Below are 22,435 nucleotides of genomic sequence, written 5' to 3'. Positions count from 1 at the left end.
GCCATCTAAATATTGCTTAGCAATGATACATTTTAGCTCTCGGCTATATTTGGACATAAAAAGACCCCCAATAATTGGTGTCCAACTATTGGGGGTCAGTTCAGAGTGTCATGCTCTGGGGGCTTTTTATTATTAGCAGATTAACTTTGTTGAATCTCTTGGGACAATGCTATAGCCCGTGTCGACCGCTCTTGGTACAAAGTTCTCATCGTGAAAGCTTTCGAAAGCTAAGTTAGCCAGCTCTTCAGCGATGATTTGGCTATTAAGATTCACACTAGATAGGCTTATTGGAGTCAAACATGAGCTTATTGAGAAATCACCAAAGCCAATAACACTGAGTTTCTCTGGGATTGCTATACCTCTTTGTGTTGCTTCCAAGATGACTCCGATACCGATTGCATCATTGGTTGCAACGATACCATCAATGCCTCGATGGTTTGCTAGAGCTTGCGATAGATGGCGTCGCGTATCTTCGTAAGAGTTTCGCGTATAAGGGATATCAATAAGCACCGGTTCTTGTTGCCCTGCATTACGAAGAGCTTCGCAGTATCCGATGTATCGCTTTTGAGCACGTATATCATCTTTGTAGCGCGTTGAAAAATAAGCGATTTTTTTACAACCAGAATCAATAAGATATTGTGTTGTATCAAAGCCAGACTTTTCGTGATCAAGCCCCACGCGAATATCGGTATCACCACCTAAATCGAGTAACTGGATGACAGTCGCAGAGCTTCCTTTTAGCATCTTATTGGTCGCATCAGTATGCTCTTGACCTGTGATGATTAGAATGGAAGGGGACCACTCGAGCATTGAGCGAACTTGCTCTTCTTCTTTATCTAAGTTGTGATCATGGGATGCTATTTTTAGTTGGAAGCCTTTTGGACTAACTAATTCCTCTAACTGCTGCAGAATGTCACTGATCACTTCATTGGCAATGGATGGGACAATGACAGAGATGCTTTTGCTCTTGCTCCCGGTAAATTGACTCGCAATCTTGTTATAAACATAGCCAAGCTCATCAATTGATTTTTGAATCTTATCGCCAGTTTTTTTAGAGACCTTTTCAGGCTTTCTGATATAGAGAGAAACCGTAGATGGTGAGACGCTCGCGTGAAGCGCAACGTCGTCAATCTTAACAGTTTGAGTGGCTTTTTTTCGCATAAGAACGTAAACCTGAAGACTTAACGAGTTTAACAATAATCATAGTCGCGCCAATAACGATAGCTGCAACCAAATATGGGTAGGTTACTGGTACCCCGTTAGGGTTAGCAATACCAAGAGGCGATAGCGTAACATAAATGAGAACTAATGCCGCGACCATAAATACACTATAAGCTTCTGCGTAGCGCCATTTTGCCATCGGAATCTGAGGTTTGCTCATCTTCTCCACATAAGCATGACTTGGTGAGAAATGGCCGATCAGCAACATAATTGAGATTTCTAGTACGAACAATATCCCCATTAGGTGGATGTAGTGAACGGTAATCACATCCTTGAAGATAAAGTTGTAAGCACTGTAAACAACGATATGGAAAGGTAAGATAAATTTCGCTGCTTTCGCTGGCACCTTAGTCGTTAAAAAGCCAACTAACACAATCGCGATAACCGGAATATTATAGAAGCCGGTGAATCGACGCAGCAGATCAAAGATACCGCTTGGGAACTCCAACAATAAAGGAGAGATAATAATAGAGATTAGCGCGAAACCCAGTGACGTCATTTTACCGACTCTAACCAGCTTCTTCTCATCATTACACTTCATTAGTGGGCTGTAGAAATCGAGTGCAAATAAGGTCGCACTCGCGTTCACAATACTATTAAAGTGGCTAATCACCGTACCAAACAACGCTGCAGCAAATAGGCCTGTTAACCACCAAGGAAGAATCAATTTCACCAGCGTTGGGTATGCTAAGTCAGGTAGTTCTAAGCTGTCACCGTAGATCTTAAAAGCGATCAACCCCGGCAGCACCATAACGATAGGCACAATCAGTTTGATAGAACCTGCGAATAACACGCCCTTTTGACCTTCAGAAAGAGACTTAGCACCAAGGGTACGTTGAATGATCATCTGGTTGGTACACCAGTAGAATAAGTTCGCCGCAATCATGCCAGTAAAGATGGTTGAGAATGGGACGCTGCTATCTTCGTCACCAATGGCGTTGAGTTGTTCTGGGTTACTTTTTATTAGTTCTTCTATTCCAGTTAACGCACTGCCATCCCCTAGCATCATTAAACCCAGAACAGGAATAAGCAGAGAGGCGAGTAGTAACAGAACGCCATTAATCGTATCTGAAATTGCGACTGCTTTTAGCCCGCCAATTGCGGCATATAACCCACCTACAGCACCCATGGCCAATGACAACCCTGCGATTACCCAGAAGTAATCGATATTGACCATCTCTTGTATGTGAAACATTTTCTCAATGGTGATTGAGCCGAGGTAGAGGCTCACAGGGTTGGCCATGATGACGTAGCCAATAAGACACATCATGCTGATCATACGGCGGGTGTGGGCGTCAAAGCGCTCTTCCAAAAATTCAGGAATCGTTGTTAGCCCTCGCTTCAAGTACCTAGGCAGAAAGAACAGCGCCATGATGATCGTGGCGATTGCGGCTGTACTCTCCCAAGCCATACCGCTGATATCAAATCGATATGCGTTGCCATTTAGCCCAATCAGTTGTTCGGCAGATAAATTAGATAACAACAACGAACCCACAATGAAGTAGGCGGATAACCCCCTGCCAGCTAAGAAAAAACCGGACACACCCTCTTCACTTATTCCTTTCGTTTTACGATAAGAATATAGCGCTACAATTACTGTAAAGAGCAAAAAGCTAAATGTAATAAAAAGTGACTGACTCATTAAAAGTACCAATTTGATAGCGTTTCCGTGGAAAATACCTACATTCTTTGGGCTTCTCACCCTATTTTTGATAGAAAATTGACTTTAAACAATAAAAGTGAGTTCACATTCTAGGTTTCTTGATAGAGATCTCATTATTGTTTTTTTGTCGTTGCGATCGTAGCGCTACGAAAATAAAGTTCACCCCAAGAGATACGAATAACAAGTTGGAAAATATGTTTAATACAGCGAATTTGAAGAAACGCGATATTTCGGAACTACGAAGCCAACGTTGGTACGCACCAGATACGATTCGAGCGTTTGCTCATCGTCAACGCAGCCAGCAGATGGGCCTTAATCGCGAAGAGTTCATGGGTAAACCCGTTATTGGCATTATCAATACGTGGAGTGACCTAAGCCCTTGCCACTCTCACCTGAGAGAGCGCGCAGAAGCAGTTAAACGAGCAGTGTGGGCATCAGGTGGTTACCCAGTAGAACTCCCTGCGCTTTCGGTAGGTGAAGTACTGGTCAAACCAACGACGATGTTATACCGCAATTTCCTTGCTATGGAAGCAGAAGAACTACTGCGTCAGCACCCAATTGATGGTGCAATTTTGATGGGTGGCTGTGATAAATCGACACCTGCTCTATTAATGGGCGCAATTTCAATGGATATTCCGATGCTATTTTGCCCAGCAGGGCCTATGTCTTCAGGCAAATGGCGTGGCACAACAACAGGCGCAGGTACTCACACTAAGAAATACTGGGACCAACTTCGTTTAGGCGCGATTACTCAGCACGATTGGGTTGAGTTAGAGGGTGCCATGACCCGTTCTATCGGTACTTGTAACACTATGGGTACTGCATCAACGATGACTTCTATTGCTGATGCAATCGGCTTTATGATTCCAGGTGCCTCTTCTATTCCTGCTGCAGATTCTCGCCATACACAAATGGCTGCGCAGTGCGGTAAAACGATTGTCGACATGGTTTGGTATGACCATAAGCCGTCTTCTTGGTTAACTCGTGAAAACTTCCTGAACGGCATCGTTGCTTACATGGCTGTAGGTGGCTCAACAAACGCAGCCATTCACCTGATTGCGATGGCTAACCGAGCGAAAATTAAGATCACGCTTGATGATATGGAAGAAATTGCTCGTAAAGTACCTGTACTTGCGAACTTATTTCCATCGGGTGATCAGCTTATGGAAGAGTTTTTCTTTGCTGGCGGCCTAATGGCTCAACTGAAGAAAATCAGTCAATTCTTACACCTTGACGTAACGGGTGTGCTCAACACGCCAATGAGTAGCTGGTTAGAATACGCTGATTGTTACGATGACAACGTTATCCGTGACCTAGAAAACCCGGTAGTGCCACTCTCTCAAGGCTGCGCACTATCTGTTCTTAAAGGCAACTTATGCCCGAACGGTGCGGTAATGAAATCTTCAGCGGCACTGCCTGAACTGCGTAAGCACCGTGGTCGTGCGCTTGTGTTCGATAACCATCAAGATTTATCAGACACCATCGATCAACCAGACTTAGATGTGACTAAAGACACAGTCATCATCCTAAGAAACGCAGGGCCAGTTGGTGCTCCGGGTATGCCGGAATGGGGCAACCTTCCAATTCCTAAGAAACTTCTTAAAGAGGGCGTTACTGACATGGTTCGAATTACCGATGCACGCATGTCAGGCACACACTACGGCACTTGTATCTTACACGTTGCGCCAGAATCAGCAGTAGGTGGCCCACTCGCATTGGTGAAAACTGACGACATCATCGAGCTCGATATTGAAGCAGGCACACTGAACATGCTGGTGTCTGAAGAAGAGCTAGCAAATCGCCGTGAGAACCTGAAGCCAACACACAAAACATTCGAGCGTTCGTACGCTGCGCTATACCAGCAACACGTAACTCAAGCAGACGAAGGGTGTGATTTCGATTTCCTTCAAGCGGGCAGCGACGTTCCAGAACCACCAATTCACTAAGGTATAAACAATGAACAAATTTAAAAACGCAATTGAAGCTGGTGACGTACAGCTTGGTACTTGGATGATGACGGGCAGCGATACCGTTGCTGAAGCGATGGCGACAGTGGGTTTTGACTTCTTGGTTCTTGACCAAGAACACGTGCCAGTAGATTCACTCGATGCAGTCCGCATTGACCGCGCTGTTCGCAACGCATCAAACAAAACAGTACCGCTTTACCGCCTAGCGTGGAATGACGTGGTGCTGATTAAGCGTGCTCTTGATGGTGGTGCAAACTCACTAATGGTGCCATTCATTAACACAGCAGAAGAAGCGAAAGCTGCAGTAGAAGCGGCTTACTACCCACCACTAGGTAAACGTGGTTTTGCAGCTGTTCACCGTGCTTCTATGTACGGTTCAAACTCTGATTTCTTACGTGAAGCAAACGAAGAGCTATGCTTCATTTTACAGATGGAAACACCAGAGGCGATCGACAATATGGAAGAGATTGCAGCGGTTGAAGGTGTGACTGGCTTCTTCATCGGCCCTGGCGATATGTCTGCGGCAATGGGCCATACGGGTAACCCGTCTCACCCTGAGGTACAAGCAAAAATCGCACAAGGTTTAGATAAAGCGAAAACACTGGGTTTACCTTGCGGGATCGTTGGCGGTACACCTGAACTGGCGAACAAATACCAAGAAATGGGCTTCTCATTCGTCGCGCTAGGTTCTGATATGAGCTACCTAATGGCTCGTGCAAAAGAGCAGCTAGCAGCTATCCGCGGTGAAGAAATCACAGTATCAGGCGGTGAGGTTTACTAATGCTTAATGTCGTCACTAAAACTCAAGGCGAACTTGTACTTAAAGTCGCTCCACAACTTGGCGGTGCAATCGCAGGCTTAACCTATCGAGGTATCGATATTTTAAGACCGTTACCCAATCAAGATGATGTGATTGTGAATCAGTCAGGCAGTTTTCCTCTTGTGCCTTACTCCAACCGAATCGGGCTGGGTAAATTTGAGTTTGGTGGCGAGCGTTATGAACTAATTAAAAACTTTGGGGACCACCCACATTCCATTCATGGGAACGCTTGGAAAGGCGAATGGGTAGTGGCAGAAGAGTCTGCGACAGGGTGTGTCCTCAAGTTTTTACACCAAGCTGATTTGGAAGAGTACCACCACTGGCCTTGGCCTTATCAAGCAACTCAAACCTTTGAACTGCTTGAAAATGAGCTGAGAGTGACACTGAAATATTTCAATCTAGCAGAGCGCACTGTGCCTGTTGGCCTTGGTTTCCACCCTTACTTTGCCAATGCCGATCGAAGCTTGATTCAACTTAACGCAGACAAGGTATTACTCAACGATGAAAACACCTTGCCATGTGCCACTGTTGATGTGCCTAAAGAGTGGGATTTCAGTACTTTACGACGCCCTCAACCAGAGTCAGTCGACAACTGTTTCTCAGGCTGGGATGGTCACGCCAATGTGATTTGGCCTGAACAAGGTATCAGAGCGGAAATGAGTTCTCCGGATGCAAGCAATGTGATTGTGTTCGTGCCTGGAACTGAGAAAAACTTCGTTGCGATCGAGCCAGTAACGAATGTGAACAACGCAATTAATGACCTCACCAGTGGTGAAAGTGACCAGGCAATGAAGCTCGTCGATGCTGGTCAGTCCGTATCAATGACAATGATTATTAAGGTTTCAGACTATGAGTAACCCAGAAGTCTTATTCGATTACATCGGGCATTTACCTGAATGTCCAACTTGGGATGCCAAGACCCAAACTCTACTTTGGACAGACATTCTAGAACACGAGATCCATCGTTTCTGCCCCGAGAGCAAAGCTCACACGGTATTGAACTTCGAAGAAGAAGTGGGTTGTTTTGCTCTACGTGAAAAAGGCGGTTTTATTGCAGCTATGCGCACAGGCATCTTCCTTACTGATGACAGCGGCAAGATCGAAAAGCAAGTATGTGAAAACCCAAACAACCCGTTTGTTGCGCGTTTCAATGACGGCGGTGTTGACCAAGATGGCCGCTTCTATGCGGGCACTTACTGGGGCCCAAGAACGTTCAACGGTGCAATGTTGATGCGTATTGATGCATCGCTTACACCAAAGGTTGTGCAGTGCGACATTCTTGGCGCTAACGGCCTTGCATTCAGCCCTGACAAAAAGTGGATGTACACCACTGACACTCCTAACCATGTGATGTACCGAACCCCTCTACTGGCGGACGGTGAGCTGGGAATGCGTGAAGTGTTTAAGACTTTCCCTCAAGGCAATGGTCGTCCTGACGGTGCGGCAGTTGATGTGGAAGGTTGTTACTGGACGGCACTGTTTGATGGTCACCGTATCGCAAGAATCAGCCCTGAAGGCGAGATCCTTGAAGAGTACCCATTGCCAGTGCGCTGCCCAACCATGGTCTGCTTTGGTGGTGACGATATGAAGACACTCTTCATTACAACTACTCGTGAAAACATGGAACAGGAAGAACTTGAAGAGCGCCCACTTTCCGGTGCGATCTTCACAATGAGAACCAACGTGGCCGGTATGGTCAAACCAACATTTTTAGAGAACGAATAATATGCAAACTATTGGATTTATTGGCCTAGGTCTTATGGGTGAAGCGATGTCAAAGAACATCGTTCAAAAACACGAAGGTAAAGTTTTTGTTTACGACCTAAACAAAGAGCAAGTCGCTAAGCTCGTGGACGCTGGCGCAACAGCAGCAGACAGCATCGCAGAAGTTGCGAAAAAAGCTGACGTTATCATCTCAATGGTACCGAAGTCAGTTCACGTACAAGCCGTTTACAAAGAGCTTATCCCTGAACTATCTGAGCGCCATATTACCATCGACATGTCGACTATCGATCCAAGCGTGTCTATCGAAGTATCGAAGCAAGTGGCTGAAACAGGCGCAATCATGCTAGATGCACCAGTAGTTAAATCAGTACCGGCAGCCATCGCTGCGGACTTAGGTATCTACATCGGTGGTGACAAAGCTGCATACGAAAAAGTAGAACACATCTTGGCAATGATGGGTTCAAACCAAATCCACCTTGGTGATAATGGCCGTGGTCTTGTGATGAAAATCCTTCACAACAACCTAGTTGGTGGCATTCAAAACGCGATGAACGAAATGGTTGCAGCCGCTGAGCACTACGGCATCGAAAAAGACGACTTTGGTACTGCATGTTCTTACGGTGGTGCGTCAAACTTTTACATGACAGGCAAGCTTCCTGCTGTCGCTAAACAAGATTACACCACTGCGTTTTCTCTAGAGAACATGGCAAAAGACGTTCACATCATGAAATCAATGATGGAAGAGTCAGGCCTGACACTTCCAGGTGCAGACGTCGTTAAAGCGGTATACGACCAAGGCCTAGAAGCCGGTATCGGCGGTGAAGACTTTTGTGCAACTTATAAAGTTGTTCAACAAAATTCAAAAGCATAACTAATTTGACCTCCGGCTATCGGCTGGAGGTAATTTCCAATCGAGGCAAAAGAAAATGAATTACGCAGAAAATGTAAAATACGCATCTCTTGAAGGCAAAGTTGCTGTAATTACGGGTGGTGCAAGTGGTATCGGTGAAGAGCTGGTACGCAGCTTTGTAAGCCAAGGCTCTAAAGTTGCTTTCCTAGATTACGACAAAGAAGCAGGTGAGAAACTGGCTGAAGAACTTGGTTGCCTATTCCTGTTCTGTGATGTGACCAACACTGAACTGCTTCAAAACTGTTTCCAAGAAGTGTCTAAGCACTACAGCACGGTTGATATTCTAGTGAACAACGCTGGTTCTGATGATCACCACACTATCGATGATCTAACAGAAGAATACTTCGATAACCGCATCAACATGAACCTACGTCACCAATTGTTTGCGATTCAAAGCGTTATTGATGGCATGACAGAAAAAGGTGCGGGCTCAATCATCAACATGGGTTCAATCAACTGGATGCGTGGCCGTCCAGGTCGTGTGTGTTACTCACTGTCTAAAGCGGCTATCCACGGTTTCACTCGTACTCTAGCTCAAGAACTAGGTGAGCGTGGTATTCGTGTGAACAGCCTTGTTCCAGGCGCAATTCGTACACCTAAGCAAGACGCAATGTGGGCAAAACTAGACCCATCAGCAGTAAACCAATTCGTAGAACTTCAAGCGCTTAAATTCCGCTTAGATGGCACTCACTGTGCTCGACTAGCGCTGTTCCTAGGTTCGGATGAATCTTGTGGTTGTACTGGTCAAGACTTCGTAGTGGATGCAGGTCTAACTCTTAACTAATTATAATTAAATGGATTTTTAGCAATGTCATTTTTTGATTTAACAACTCCAGATGGAGATGCACTAAGCGGTACAACGGTAATCACTGTTGTAGGTCTTATGTTCATGTACACCTTTGTTGGCATTTGTGCGGGCTTTGGTGGCGGCCTAACGACGATGCCTTTGGTATCAATGCTTTTACCAGTAAAAATGGCGGCACCGATGTCCGTTATGGTTGGTACCGCAACAGCTCTTTACGCGACATGGTTATCTCGTAAAGAGACTGACTGGAAATCAGCAATGGTTCTGATTGGTTTCTCTATCTTAGGTGTACCAGTAGGTATCTACGCACTGTCTTACCTTCCAGACAGCATCATGAAAATGGGCCTAGGTATTTTCCTAATCGTGTACTCTTTCTACAGCCTATTTGTTCCACGCCTACCGGTTTACGATAAAAACTGGATTGCAGCGCCAATGGGTGCAGTAGCGGGTGCGTTAGGTGCGGCGTTCTCTACGAATGGTCCACCGGTTGTTATCTACGGTATGCTTCGTAACCTTGGTCCTGCGGCTTTCCGTGGCACACTGAACGCGTTCTTTACTGCAAACAACCTAACAATCATTGGTGGTTTGGCAACAAGCGGTATTCTGACTGTCGATACAGTGAAGCTAGTAATGTTCGCTATCCCGACTATGATTCTTGGTTCTGTTGTTGGTCAGTACGTTCATAAACGCATCCCAACATCTGTGTTCCGCCTAATGGTATTTGTACTACTGATTGCTTCTGGTGCAATGCTAATTAAAGGTGCTGCTGACTTACCGGCTGCTCTTTGCCTAGGTGTTGCATTTGGTGCGCTTGCTATCTGCCAACTCGCTTTCGGTAAGAAAGTAGCGGCTATCCGTAAAGCGGATGAAGAAGAAAAAGCGAAAGCAGCTGCGGCAACAGCATAACTGATTCTTTCTATCGTTGAATGAAAAAGCCCTATAACGTTTCATCGTTATAGGGCTTTTTTTTGAAGCAACTTTGAGTGTGCTAATGGTTAATTACAGCGAATCAACACACTGTGGGAAGATAGCTTGGAAACCTTCAGCGTGTTGACAGCTTCTGCCGCCCGCCTGGCCACCTGAATTACGTCTAAAGTGGTTGCCACGGTTTTCTGCTAGGTTTTCGTAGAAGGTCCACAGGTGCTCTTGACCTTGCATGCACTCAATAGCGGCTTTCTTGCTTTCCCATACTTCAGAGATGTCTAGGAAGGTATTTGGTTTCCATTCCATCTGCTCGCTTTGGTGTGGTTCGAATAGGTAAACCTGAGGTGCACCTAGCACTTTCTCACCTGGGTTATGACCCCAAGCTTGTGCGATCATACGGCACTGCAGAGTGATCTCAGTGGCGTACATGTGGTCTGTGTTGTATGGGTCCCATTTAGAGTGCGTCATGATGAATTCTGGTTGAATCTCACGGATCAGGTCGACGATTTGGTACTTACCTTCTTTGTCGATTTCCAGTGGGTAATCACCGAAGTCAAAGAAACGAATGTCACTTACGCCAAGAGCTGCCGCTGCTGCTGTCGCTTCTTCATGACGAATACGCTTAACGTCTTCAAGTGTCATGCCTTCTTGTTTCCATAGCTTTGCAGACTCGCCACGCTCACCATATGAAAGACATGCAATGGTCACTTCGTAGCCCAGCTTTTGGTGAAGGGCGATGGCACCGCCACAACGCCAGACAAAATCTGCTGAATGGGCACTGATTACTAAAGCTGTTTTCTTTGTTGTCATGTTATTAATCCTTTATTTACTCTTGAGCTCTTCTGATGAGCGTGTCTTCTATGTTCTTTATTCGGCTAAAATTGTTCGGTATCGATTTCGGCTTGAGTGGGCGCGTTGTAGCGACTGCCAACAAATGCCTTTTGCGGTACAGTGCGCTCAACCAGTTCTAGCAGGGCGTTCGAAACCGAGTAATGCTGCGCATTTAAGTTGTCTTCTAGATGCTTAAGGTTAGTGGTGCCTGGTAGTGCTATTGAATGAGGCGCTTTAGCCAGCGTCCATGCCAAGGAAAATTGAGCCAGAGTTGGCGCAGGTAGTGATACATTCTCTTCAGCAAAAATCGGCAGCAGAGAAGCGAACTTGTTTACAGCCGACAAGTTAGATTCAAAATTTTCTGCATTAAATCTCGGCATCGCATTGCGAATATCACCATCCACGAATTGATTGCTTTGCAGCTCGCCACTAAGAATGCCGCGCCCTACAGGGCTGAAAGACACGAAGGTACTTCCCAGCTCTTGGCATTTATCAATCACTGCGATCTCTGCGTTGCGTGACCACAATGAATACTCTGACTGAACCGCTGCAATTGGGTGGATCTGGTGTGCCTTTTCCAGCGTGGTTGCCGATACCTCAGATAGACCGAGGTGTTTGATTTTGCCTTCGTCAACCAGCCTAGAAAGTTCACCAATGCTCTCTTCAATCGGCACTGATTTATCCCAGCGGTGCAGATAGTAGAGGTCAATCACATCGGTATTGAGACGCTGCAGCGAATCTTCACAGGTTTGACGAATGGTTTGCGGGCAACCATCAATAGCGCGTTTACCATCAGGGCCTTTAAACATGCCGCACTTGCTAGCAAGAAAGAACTCATTACGGCGATGACCTACCGCTTTGGCGAGTAGTTTCTCGTTGTTACCAAACCCATAAAGAGCTGCGGTATCGAGCATGTTGTAGCCAAGATCAAGCGCCTTATTGAGTAGCTTGATGCTGTGCTCTTCACTTGGGGGTGTTCCGTATGCGTGAGATACATTCATACATCCAAGGGCAACTGGCGCGAGTGAGTGCTCACCTATAGTAATCATCGCCGGGCTCCTTACTCTTGCTCTAGCTGTTGTTCTAATGCGTGCAGTGTCTCCATAGCTGGTAGGCAGCTTGCGACACTTGAGTTTGGTTCGCGGCCTGTGCGAATCGCATCGAAGAACTCACGGTCGATTAGCTCGATGCCGTTGTTTGAAACCGCGACACCTTCCAGTGAAATCGGATTCTCTTTGCCATCGAATAGATCGTCGTAGCGAGCGATGTAGGTACCTTCGTCACAGATGTAGCGGAAGAAGGTGCCAAATGGACCGTCGTTATTGAATGAGAGTGATAGCGTACATAGTGCGCCAGATGGCGTTTTCATACCAATGCTCATATCCATTGCGATGTTGAGCTCTGGGTGAATCGGGCCTTGCAGCGCTTGAATCTTTGATGCCTTCTCACCGGTTTGGTATTGGAAAAGGTCAACAGTGTGACAAGCGTGATGCCATAGTAGGTGATCAGTCCAAGTACGTGGCTCACCTTTCGCGTTGGTGTTAGTACGACGAAAGAAGTAGGTTTGAACATCCATTTGTTGAATGTTTAGCTCGCCAGCAGCAATCTTGTTGTGGATCCACTGGTGACTTGGATTGAATCGGCGAGTGTGACCAGCCATAGCGACAACGCCAGTTTTCTTTTGAGTCTCAACCACTTTGTAGCTGTCTTCAATGTTGTCTGCCATTGGGATTTCAACCAGAACATGCTTGCCAGCTTCCATACATGCGATAGCTTGCTCAGCATGCATTTGAGTTGGTGTTGCTAGAATCACAGCATCGACGTTGTCAGATTTCAGTGCTTCTTTAAGTGAAGAGAAACCTTGAGCTGTTTGATTGTAATCTGTAATGAGTTGATCAAGTTTGTCCGCTTCAGGGGCAACCATCGCAGTAACGGTAACGTCGTCGATATTACGTAGTGCCTCTAAATGTTTTTGGCCGAATGCACCCGTAGCGCCTACTACACACACTTTCATAATCATTCCTTTTGTATTCAAGCGATTAAATTATTGGATATTTTGTAATTTCGTTGCGGTCGATTCAGTATCCTCGACCTGCAGTTGTTCTATGATCTGGTCAGATAGTTGACCGAGAGGTTGATCTGACGCTTCGATGTTGAGTTCACCTAGCGATTGATGCCAGTTCATTGCCCCTTCGACCATCGAGTGACTCATGCCTAACTCGTTTAAGGTCGCTGCAACCTCTTTTAATTCTGCGTGGCGTCTTTGACCATGGTTGAGCATCCGCTCTATGTGATAACGACTTAGGTGACTCAGATCTAACCCCGGGTAGGTGTGACCTAGCGATTTGAGTACGTGATGTTCAACACCTGATTTACGTGCTGCCAGAACGCACTCTGTGGTTAGCGCCTCTAAGCCTTTTACCAGTACTGAGCGCATCATTTTTATGCTTGATGCATCGCCTACGTTTTCCGAGATAACCTCAATATCGAAACCCAGTAGAGTTAGGTATTCAGCGACCTTGTCGGCTTTTTGTCCGGATAAGTAGAGCGGAATATTAGGCTGTGATGTCAATACTGGCGCCATGATGGCAATGTCGATGTACTCAGCGCCTTGCGCTTTAACCAGCTTTGCAAGTCTTTGTTTGGCTTGCGGGGAACAAGAGTTACAGTCGAGTACAATCTGTTTTTCAGTCAGAGAGCCTGCTATCTGCTGCAGTGCCTGTTCAGCTTGGTCAGCGGTGACTAGGGAAAAAATAAGTTGTGCGCCGTGAATTGCTTCTTCAGGACGAAATGTCCCTTGCACACCTTGATCAATATATTCGAGAAGTTTTTTCTCTCGGGTAAATATATTGTTCGTCTTTATGTCAAAGGCATTAATTATTTCAGGTGCTCGATCATTCCAAGAAGAAATAAATGTTTTTGCTGCTTCGCCAAAACCAATAAATGCAATCCTACTGATTTTCACCATAACCACCTTTTTGTTTGTTAATTATCTTTGGCTATGGTTAAACACTATCATTTGGTATTGAGTGCGGATAATCAATTTAATTCAAAGGGTATTCAATTTTGAAAATAATAGGGTTATTACAGCGACATTTTAACTCCGTTTGTTCGCAATAATTGTAAGAAGTGAGTCTGTACAGAAGTGGCAAACCAGTTTTTGCGGACCGTCAAACCAATGGGTCTGGATTGTTCTTCACCTTCATAAGGAAGAGCAACTAAATGCCCCTCATCGAGATCGCGTCTGATTTGATGTTGGGAAAGAAGGGTTAATCGATCACTGCCCAGTAATAGCTCTTTAACTAGCATTTGCGAGCTTGCCTCAATTAAACGATTTGGTACTTCCAGTGAGGCTTTGGTAAACATATCTTCGAACATTTTACGCGCAGGTGTTGCACTAGAGGAGACAACCCAGCTTGATTCTTGAAGCTCTTTGATACTGACTTTTTCTCGGTTTGCTAAAGGATGGTCAGCACGCGATAAAATGGTGTTCTTCGATTCAAATAAGGTTTCTTGACGAATATCGGTGCTGGGAACGGGAAAGCGTAGAGCGCCAATTAGAATATCAATTTCGCCATATTTTAGGTGGTTGAGCAGGTCTTTATAAGGGCCATCAATGACGTGTATTTGGCAGTCAGGATAGGCGTTAGAAAACTCATTAATGGTACTTGGAAGCAAGCAGGTTCTCGCAAGAGGTAAACAGCCTACTGTGATCACTGAACTGTGTCGGTTACTTAGAAGGTTAACCTCATCAAGCCCCTGTTTTATCTCAACAAAAGCGAGTTTGCTTGCTTTGTCTAATGCAGCCCCTGCTTTAGATAGTGCGATGCCTGTACTGGTCTTTTCAAACAAGGTAAACCCGAGAATTTCTTCAAGATCTTTTGATGCTCGGTAAACCGATGATTGAGACACTTCAAGTAACCGGCTCGCCTCGGTAAAGCTTTGTCCGTTAGCGACGGCAACTAGCGCTTTTAGTTGTGTGGTGGTGATATTAAACAGATAACGCTGCACACTATTTTTGCGCTGCTTCGTGGCAATCTTTAGCGCATTAGAGATGCCTTGACTGATGTTTTCCAGCGCACGGTCAATTCGAAAAGCGAAGGCTTCACCCTGTTTCGTTGGCGTCATGCCATCACTGGTGCGTTCAAACAGCTCACTGTTCATATTCTTTTCAAGCTTGGAGATAGCTTGTGTTATTGCGGGTTGAGAAAGGAAAACCGTGTCAGATGCTTTGCTAATACTTCCTGTATGAACGACTTCAGATATCGCCCTAAGGTGGCGCAAATTTGGGATGTTAAACATACGGTTTCCTTACCACTGAACGTTGGTTACAGTACGAAATATGAAATAAATCACAGTTTGGGTTTTTAGAGCTTAAACTCTATTAATGATCTGGCTCGAAATAGTCGACTCCCTTATCAATGGACATATTAGTAACGGAATTCAAACACTCTATGAAGTAGGGAATGATATATTGTTTCTAAAGTGTGACTTAATTCTCCAAAATTAACCAATTTGTAAAATATCAAATTTGACCATTTATTGATGGTGATTATGTTTATTTTTCATTCTTAAGTTTATGATTTTTTGTGATTATTTCTGTTTATCTCTGACCCTTGAAGAGCGAGGGTTATCTAATTTTTGAATAATGCTTTCAGTAAGTGAATTTTGTTTTGTTAATTCCTAGTGTTAGTTTTATCGGCAATGAAACAGGAGGTTCCATAGAATGAAAACTATAAAGACACTATCACTGGCTGTATCACTGGCATTTGCTGCAAATACATCAGCTGCGGATATCGATATTACAATAGGTCATGTCGACTCTCAGGATTGGACGATCTCTAAGAAAGGGGCTGCGACACAGGTATTCAAAAATATCGTAGAAGCGGAATCTGGCGGTCGTATCGCGGTTAACATCTACCCATCAGGTCAACTTGGTGGTGAAACAGAGCTGCTTCAGTCTACACAAGAGGGAATGCTGACCATGACGATGGTGTCTGGTGCTTATTCTAAACTGTGTAAAGAAGCCAATGTTCTTGAAATTCCTTACCTTTTCCCATCTGCACCTGTTGCTTGGGAAGTGCTAGATGGCGAGTTTGGCCAGCAACTTAATGAGCAATGTTTAAAACAAACAGGTCTACGTAACCTAGCTTACGGTGAGACAGGCTTCCGTCACTTCACTAACTCAAAACGCGAAATCAAGTCTCCTGATGATCTAAAAGGTCTGAAGATTCGTGTAATGACAACCCCGCTTTATGTTGAGCTGCTGAAATCTTTAGGTGCCGAGCCTACACCTATTGCCTTCCCAGAAGTACCAGCCGCTCTAACAACCGGTGTTATTGATGGTCAAGAAAACCCAGTGAGCGTTATCAGCGCGAATAAGTTCTACGAGCTGCAAGAGTACATCACGCTGGATGGTCACGTGTATGGCACCGACTTCTTATTAATGAACGACGATTTCTACCAAGGTTTATCTGACGCAGACCGTGCGATCATCGATCGTGCAGCGCAAGTTGCAGGTACGGTTGGCCGAGCTGTTCAGCAGGTTAACTCTGCAGAAGGCCTAGAAACGCTAGGTAAGAAAGGCATGAAGATTACATCATTGACAGCAGAGCAGCAGAAGCAATTCCGCGACAAAACTCAGCCTGCAGTAATCAAGTGGCTTGAAGGTACCGTAGATTCGAAATGGATCGATGGCGCACTTCAAGCGGTTGAAACTGCAACGAAGTAACTCTGATGTTCGCAGCATTGATGGTTTCAATGCTGCGCTTTCCCAAGGAGATAGGGAACTATGATGGAACAATATAAAAAACTATTGGCTTTCTGCGCAGGTTCGTCTCTGTTTGTACTGTTTGCAGTCATGCTAGTCACTACCATCTCGCGCTATTTCTTCAATACCTCAATCCTATGGGGTGAAGAGTTATGTAAGTACTCAATGATCTACGGTGTGATGTTTGGTACGTCTCTTTGTTACCTAGAGGGACTACACATTAAATTTGCGGTTCTAGATTCAGTCAAGTCGGCGACTTTCCAAAAGGTTTTGGCGATTGTGGTGGATATCGCAGTGCTTGTATCAGCGGGCATCATGACTTACTCAGGTTACCTATTTGTCATGAAACGCGGTGGTATCGAATCACCAGGTATTGGCTTGAGTATGTACTACTTTCAGTCTGCGTTAGTTGTTGGTGGTATCTGTCTGTTTGTGGCCGCTCTATTGCGTTTAGCACAACACGTCACGCTATCTCGACGCGCCAATGCGCCAGTCTCTTCTCTCACTCAAGGCGATGTATAAGGATCTACTATGCCATCAATAGCTTTAATGGGCGGTATGCTCGTATTTGGTGTTCCGCTAGTGTTTGCCATTATTTTGGCTATGTCGTTCTACGTAACGAGCACTCCAATCTCAATCAGCCTTGTTGCACAACGAATTTTTAGCGGACTAGACTCATACTCTATTCTTGCTGTTCCACTGTTTGTTCTGGCTGGCGAGCTGATGAACAAGAGTGGTATTACTAGTCGCATTATCGACTTTGCTAACGCCTTGGTGGGGCACTTCCGTGGTGGTTTAGCACAAGTAAACATCTGGTCTTCGGTGATGTTTGCCGGGATCTCAGGTTCAGCGGTAGCAGACACTTCTGCACTGGGCCGAGTGTTTATCCCTCAAATGGAAAAAGAGGGCTACAGCAAAGAATTTGCATCAGCACTGACCGCTGCCTCTTCGGTGATTGGTCCTATGATTCCACCGAGCATTCCTGTGATCATCTACGCGCTTATTGCCAGTGGTGTCTCGGTTCCGGCTCTGTTCTTAGCGGGTATTGTTCCGGGTGTCTTGTCGGCAATTGCCCTGTCAGTGTTTGTTTTCTTCTATGCGACCAAACATAAGATTGTGAATACCGGCGTGAGAACAAGCCGTCGCAAAGCATTGGTTAAAGCCTTTGTACCGCTAACGATGCCAATTTTTATCCTTGGCTCAATTCTAATGGGTATCGTGACGCCGACTGAAGCGGCTGCCTTTGCTGCATTCTATGCGCTGTCGGTCGGCATGTTCATGTACAAATCAATCAAAGTCAGTGACTTACCTGAAGTGTTTATGCGTTCAATGCGCGACTCTTCTATCGTATTGATTCTGATTGCTGTTGTCTCTGTAGCAAACTGGCTGCTGACATTTTCGCGTGTCCCGCAATACATTAGCCAACAGGTGCTTAGCACTATCTCAGATCCTATTATGTTCCTAATTATGGTGAACCTAATCCTACTGGCGGTGGGCCTGTTTCTTGAAGGCATTGCAGCCATGCTAATCCTTATCCCAATCTTCCATCCGATTGCGATGAGCTTTGGTATCGACCCTGTTCACTTTGGCATTGTGGTTATCTTCAACCTAATGATTGGTTTGATTACACCACCAATGGGCATCTGTCTGTTTGTCTCCAATACCATTTCCAAGGTCGGGATTGCTGCGATATCTAAGCAAGTTATTCCTCTATTCCTACTGGAAGTTGTGGTGCTGTTCTTCATTACTTTCGTACCACAAAGCGTGCTTTTCCTACCGAAGTTATTCGGCTACTAGAGAAAAACAATGTTTGTATTTGAAGTGTTGCTGCCGCTGATTTTTATCGTGGCAGTAGGGTTCCTCTCGACCAAAAAAGGCTTTTTTAGCCAACAATTCGTCGCTGAGGTAAGCAAGTTCGTGCTGTATGTATCGCTGCCAGCAGTGATCATCAGCAGCTTGAGTAGCATCGAGTTAGGGCAGGTCATCCAAGTCAACTTCATGTTGGTGTACGCCATTGCTGGCTTGAGTGCAATGACCGTGGCGATATTGGTGAGCAAAGGCTTACTCAAATTCACTTGGACGGAAAGTTTCATCAATGGTTTGGGCAGCGGTATGCCAAACAGTGCGTTCGTTGGCTTTCCAGTGGTGTTATCGCTGTACGACGGTCAGTTCATTGAAGCATTTTTAATGTGTGTGCTGATTGAGAATCTGGTGTTTATCCCATTGAGTTTGATTTCACTGGAGTTTGCTCAAGGTCGTTCGTCAAGCATCAGTGAGCAGCTAAAGATTGTTGCGGGCCGTATTAGTCGCAACCCGATTATCTTAGCGATCAGCTTTGCTTTAGTCGTGAATATCACGGGGATTCGCTTGCCAGAATTCGTGACTGAAGGGGTATCCATTTTTGCAAAAACATCGGTCGCATTGGCGCTATTTGCTATCGGTGGGGCACTAGGTCAGTCACTGAAATTTGAGCAGTTCAGACGAATCGCTTTTGTGACGTCGATGAAGCTGGTGTTCTTCCCATTGGTTGTTGTTGCACTGCTGATGACGCTACCCGTTGAAGGTGACCTCAAGTATGTCTTATTGATTTTTGCTGCGTCTCCTATGTTGTCTATCTACCCGATTTTAGGTGGGCTCTATCAACAACAACGCTTCTGTTTAAACACTCTAATTATTACGACGGTGGCCTCTGGACTCTCGCTGTCCGTCGTTATTGCTATCACAACATCATCATAAAAATAGACGCCTGTAGAGCGTGAATGAAAAATAAGGTCATAACATGGAACAAGTTAAAATTGCTGTCGCTGGGGCTGGTCTGATCGGAAAAACACACATCAAACTGGTTTCTGAAAACGCGCAATGTCAGTTGGCGTCGATTGTTGATCCTTCTCCGGGTGCTAAAGAGGTTGCGGAAGAGTATGGCGTTAAGGTCTACGCCAGCCTAGAAGAGCTGTTTGCACAAGATAAGCCGGACGGTGTGATCTTGGCGACACCAAATCGTCTGCATGCTATTCAAGCGCACGAGTGTATCAACGCTGGCGTGCCTGCCATTGTCGAGAAGCCTGTTACCGACTCGATCGAAGATGCCATTGAGCTTCTTAAACACGCAAATCGTGAAGAAGCAAAAATGCTAGTTGGTCACCACCGTGCTTACAGCCCACTGCTAGAGACAGCTAAGTCGATCATCGACAACGGCGAACTGGGCAAGACGGTATCTATCATGGGCAGCGCGATGTTCTACAAACCTGATTACTACTACAACGAAGGCGAGTGGCGAAAAGTTAAAGGCGGCGGCCCGATCTTAATTAACATGATTCATGAGATTGGTAACCTGCGTCATTTGGTTGGCGACATTGTTGGTGTTCAAGCTCTGAATTCGAATGCGACTCGCGAGTTCGAAGTTGAAGATACAACCGCAATCTCGCTGCGATTTGCCAATGGCACACTGGGCTCATTCATGTTGTCAGATGCCTCGGCAAGTCCACGAAGCTGGGAGCAAACCTCGCAAGAAAACAAAACCTACGCGACTTACGAAACCGAGGATTGCTACCACGTGGCTGGCACCAATGGCTCGCTATCGATCCCGACAATGCAGATTAAGTCTTTTAAAGAGGGTGTGACACCTTCTTGGTGGAATGCGATGGAAGAGCGCCAAGAACCAGTAACGCGTGAAGACCCACTTAAGCGTCAACTTGAGCATTTCTGCGCCCTAATTCGTGGCGAAGAACAGACACCAAAAGTCAGCATTTACGATGGCCTGCAAAATCTGTTGGTGATCGACGCCATCATCAAAGCGACAGAAACGGAGCAGTACGTTCCGGTTCAAGATGTTACTGCACTGGTTAATTAAGGGAGTTTAGGATGAAGTATTCAATCGCGACCGTTTGTCTATCTGGCACTCTTGAACAGAAGATGCATGCAGCGGCAAAAGCCGGTTTTCATGCCATCGAAATTTTTGAAAATGACTTAACTCAGTACCGTGGTTCTGCCGCCGATGTTAAACGCATCGCTGATAGCATGGGGCTTGAGATCTTGGTTCTACAACCTTTTCGAGACATGGAAGGGATGCCAAATGGCTTGCGCGAAAAGAAATACAAGATGATGGAGCGCAAGATGGATCTAGCGCATCAACTGGGCACAAAACGCCTAATGATGTGCAGTAACGTGAACCCACTTTCGACCAATAATCTTGACCGCTGCGCTGAAGATCTGCATGCCTTGGCAGAACTGGCCAAACGCGAAGATATGGAGCTGGGTTACGAAGCGCTGGCATGGGGTCGTCACATTGCCGATTACGATGACGCTTGGAATTTAGTGAAGATGGTCGATCATCCGAATCTTGGCGTGGTATTGGACACCTTCCACATGTTTGCGCGTGGCAACACACTCGATACGTTGCGTGAAGATATTCCAGTGGAAAAGATTGCTTTGGTGCAGGTCGCTGATGCGCCGAAAATGCAGATGGATATTTTGCAATACAGCCGTCACTACCGTTGCTTCCCGGGTCAAGGCGATTTCCCAGTGATCGACTTTGTGAAAACACTTAAAGATAAAGGCTACGATGATTACCTCTCTCATGAAGTGTTTAACGATGAGTTTCGCGCTTCTTCTCCAAGAGAGAAAGCGGTGGATGGCGTACGTTCACTGAAATGGCTCGAAGATCAGACCAACAACTTGTTTGAGATGCCAAGTGTGTCTGATTTGAGTTTCATTGAATTTGCCGTGAAAGAGCGTGAAGACAATCCATTTACCGATGTGATTGAGTCATTGGGCTTTAGCAAAACACATAGTCATAAGAGTAAGAATGTCGACCTATACCAAGTGGGTGATATTAACTTCGTCTTTAACTACGAGAAAAACAGCAACGCTCAGACTTACTTAGAAGGTCATGGTGAATCTGTGTGTGCGCTAGGCGTGTTAACCAAAGATTCGGATCGTTTGGTTGAACTGGCAAAACGCTATAACAGTCCAGCGATTTTCCAAGCTCGCCAAGAAAATGAGCTGGATATTCCAACACTTAAGAGCTCTAGTAACTTGATGATTCATCTTTTGGATGAGAACCAAGCAGACAAGTTTTACGACGTAGATTTCAAGCCAGTAGAGCAGCAACCGGCAGTGAACGATAACTTGATTCGCGTTGACCACATTGGTCAGGTAGTGTCGCCAGAGACTTTGCTGTCGAACATGTTCTTCTATAAGTCGATCTTTGGTTTTGTTCCTGAAGATAGCTTTGATCTGCCAGACATCAACGGCCTGATAACTAGTCGTACTATCAAGAGTCCTAATGAGAACATTAAGATCGCACTTAACAGTACCAGCGCTAAGCGTACTTCGGCTCAGCGATTCTTAAATGATTCCAATGGCGCGAGCATCAATCAGATTGCAATTGAGTGCCGAGATATCTTTAAAGCGGCGGCGAACCTATCGCCTATCTATCAATTGAAGATCCCGAACAACTACTACCTAGATATTCAGGCACAATTCGACCTGGAAGATGAGTCGATTGAGCAGCTACAGAAGAACAATATTCTTTACACCGAAGATGACACGGGGGCGTTCTTCCATTTCTACACCAAAGAAGTGAATGGCCTATTCTTTGAAGTGGTACAGCGAGTGGGTGAGTATAAGAAATACGGTGAAACCAACGCCTTTATTCGCTTGGCTTCCCAGTCTTATCAGGATTAAAACTAATCAGCACACCCGCTTTTATCCTGAGCAGTAAGAGAGTGTGTGAGTAATCGGAAAGCCACCACTGAATTCAGTGGTGGCTTTTTTTCTTGGGCTTGTTTGTTAAGCTTT

20 protein-coding genes are annotated in these 22,435 nt (G+C 45.5%); 13 read left to right on the top strand and 7 right to left on the bottom strand.

Annotated elements, in window-relative coordinates:
• Positions 1-132 precede the first annotated feature (132 nt).
• Both F0228_RS03085 and F0228_RS03080 read right to left on the bottom strand, forming a co-directional pair.
• Positions 133-1,161, bottom strand: a complete 1,029-nt coding sequence (locus F0228_RS03085) for a LacI family DNA-binding transcriptional regulator (protein WP_105058665.1) — start codon at positions 1,159-1,161, stop codon at positions 133-135.
• Positions 1,133-2,863 (bottom strand): solute:sodium symporter family transporter, encoded by a 1,731-nt coding sequence (locus F0228_RS03080; RefSeq protein ID WP_105058666.1) that lies wholly within the window; start codon positions 2,861-2,863, stop codon positions 1,133-1,135. The genes F0228_RS03085 and F0228_RS03080 overlap by 29 nt, the downstream gene beginning before the upstream one ends.
• Before the next feature lie 215 nt (positions 2,864-3,078).
• Between F0228_RS03080 and F0228_RS03075 the strand changes: the two genes are divergently transcribed.
• Genes F0228_RS03075 through F0228_RS03045 form a run of 7 tightly spaced genes read left to right on the top strand, consistent with a single transcriptional unit; the run spans position 3,079 to position 10,017 of the window.
• A complete protein-coding gene (locus F0228_RS03075; protein WP_105058667.1) occupies positions 3,079-4,830 on the top strand; it encodes an IlvD/Edd family dehydratase in 1,752 nt (583 codons plus the stop codon).
• A 10-nt stretch (positions 4,831-4,840) separates the two neighbouring features.
• Positions 4,841-5,632 (top strand): aldolase/citrate lyase family protein, encoded by a 792-nt coding sequence (locus F0228_RS03070; RefSeq protein ID WP_020197708.1) that lies wholly within the window; start codon positions 4,841-4,843, stop codon positions 5,630-5,632.
• On the top strand, positions 5,632-6,528 hold the full coding sequence (locus F0228_RS03065) for an aldose 1-epimerase (protein ID WP_105058668.1): 897 nt from the start codon (positions 5,632-5,634) through the stop codon (positions 6,526-6,528). The genes F0228_RS03070 and F0228_RS03065 overlap by 1 nt, the downstream gene beginning before the upstream one ends.
• Positions 6,521-7,396: an SMP-30/gluconolactonase/LRE family protein gene (locus F0228_RS03060; RefSeq protein ID WP_105058669.1), complete on the top strand. Its 876-nt coding sequence runs from the start codon at positions 6,521-6,523 to the stop codon at positions 7,394-7,396. The genes F0228_RS03065 and F0228_RS03060 overlap by 8 nt, the downstream gene beginning before the upstream one ends.
• 1 nt (position 7,397) lies before the next feature.
• A complete protein-coding gene (locus F0228_RS03055; RefSeq protein WP_105058670.1) occupies positions 7,398-8,267 on the top strand; it encodes an NAD(P)-dependent oxidoreductase in 870 nt (289 codons plus the stop codon).
• Positions 8,268-8,322: 55 nt separating this feature from the next.
• Positions 8,323-9,090 carry an SDR family oxidoreductase gene (locus F0228_RS03050; protein WP_105058671.1) on the top strand — a complete coding sequence of 256 codons (768 nt, stop codon included), beginning with the start codon at positions 8,323-8,325 and terminating at the stop codon, positions 9,088-9,090.
• Positions 9,091-9,114: 24 nt separating this feature from the next.
• The gene (locus F0228_RS03045; RefSeq protein WP_105058672.1) at positions 9,115-10,017 is read left to right on the top strand and encodes a sulfite exporter TauE/SafE family protein; all 903 of its coding nucleotides are present in this window, start codon (positions 9,115-9,117) and stop codon (positions 10,015-10,017) included.
• Between the two features lie 93 nt (positions 10,018-10,110).
• Here F0228_RS03045 and F0228_RS03040 read toward each other — a convergent pair whose 3' ends face one another.
• The 5 genes from F0228_RS03040 to F0228_RS03020 form a co-directional block, all read right to left on the bottom strand.
• Positions 10,111-10,845 carry a PIG-L deacetylase family protein gene (locus F0228_RS03040; protein WP_032553670.1) on the bottom strand — a complete coding sequence of 245 codons (735 nt, stop codon included), beginning with the start codon at positions 10,843-10,845 and terminating at the stop codon, positions 10,111-10,113.
• 65 nt (positions 10,846-10,910) lie between these two features.
• Positions 10,911-11,915 (bottom strand): aldo/keto reductase, encoded by a 1,005-nt coding sequence (locus F0228_RS03035; protein ID WP_105058673.1) that lies wholly within the window; start codon positions 11,913-11,915, stop codon positions 10,911-10,913.
• A gap of 11 nt (positions 11,916-11,926) precedes the next feature.
• On the bottom strand, positions 11,927-12,880 hold the full coding sequence (locus F0228_RS03030) for a Gfo/Idh/MocA family oxidoreductase (protein ID WP_061032880.1): 954 nt from the start codon (positions 12,878-12,880) through the stop codon (positions 11,927-11,929).
• A gap of 30 nt (positions 12,881-12,910) precedes the next feature.
• Positions 12,911-13,834, bottom strand: a complete 924-nt coding sequence (locus tag F0228_RS03025) for a DUF1932 domain-containing protein (RefSeq protein ID WP_216610886.1) — start codon at positions 13,832-13,834, stop codon at positions 12,911-12,913.
• A 116-nt stretch (positions 13,835-13,950) separates the two neighbouring features.
• Complete coding sequence (locus F0228_RS03020; RefSeq protein WP_105058674.1) at positions 13,951-15,168, bottom strand: LysR family transcriptional regulator; 1,218 nt, start codon at positions 15,166-15,168, stop codon at positions 13,951-13,953.
• 424 nt (positions 15,169-15,592) lie between these two features.
• Here F0228_RS03020 and F0228_RS03015 point away from each other — a divergent pair, with 424 nt between their 5' ends.
• Genes F0228_RS03015 through F0228_RS02990 form a run of 6 tightly spaced genes read left to right on the top strand, consistent with a single transcriptional unit; the run spans position 15,593 to position 22,321 of the window.
• The gene (locus tag F0228_RS03015; RefSeq protein ID WP_032553664.1) at positions 15,593-16,597 is read left to right on the top strand and encodes a DctP family TRAP transporter solute-binding subunit; all 1,005 of its coding nucleotides are present in this window, start codon (positions 15,593-15,595) and stop codon (positions 16,595-16,597) included.
• Positions 16,598-16,657: 60 nt separating this feature from the next.
• Positions 16,658-17,158: a TRAP transporter small permease gene (locus F0228_RS03010; protein WP_061032882.1), complete on the top strand. Its 501-nt coding sequence runs from the start codon at positions 16,658-16,660 to the stop codon at positions 17,156-17,158.
• A gap of 9 nt (positions 17,159-17,167) precedes the next feature.
• Positions 17,168-18,433, top strand: a complete 1,266-nt coding sequence (locus F0228_RS03005) for a TRAP transporter large permease (RefSeq protein ID WP_105058675.1) — start codon at positions 17,168-17,170, stop codon at positions 18,431-18,433.
• Positions 18,434-18,442: 9 nt separating this feature from the next.
• On the top strand, positions 18,443-19,372 hold the full coding sequence (locus tag F0228_RS03000; RefSeq protein WP_105058676.1) for an AEC family transporter: 930 nt from the start codon (positions 18,443-18,445) through the stop codon (positions 19,370-19,372).
• 43 nt (positions 19,373-19,415) lie between these two features.
• Positions 19,416-20,486, top strand: a complete 1,071-nt coding sequence (locus tag F0228_RS02995; RefSeq protein ID WP_105058677.1) for a Gfo/Idh/MocA family oxidoreductase — start codon at positions 19,416-19,418, stop codon at positions 20,484-20,486.
• 11 nt (positions 20,487-20,497) lie between these two features.
• Entirely contained in the window at positions 20,498-22,321 is a 1,824-nt protein-coding gene (locus F0228_RS02990; RefSeq protein WP_171761881.1) for a sugar phosphate isomerase/epimerase and 4-hydroxyphenylpyruvate domain-containing protein, read from the top strand.
• Positions 22,322-22,435: the final 114 nt, after the last annotated feature.

Origin of the sequence: Vibrio sp. 99K-1, assembly GCF_013114585.1 — a bacterium.
Taxonomy (GTDB): Bacteria; Pseudomonadota; Gammaproteobacteria; order Enterobacterales; family Vibrionaceae; genus Vibrio; species Vibrio chagasii_B.
This window is presented reverse-complemented; position numbering and strand designations above follow the sequence as displayed.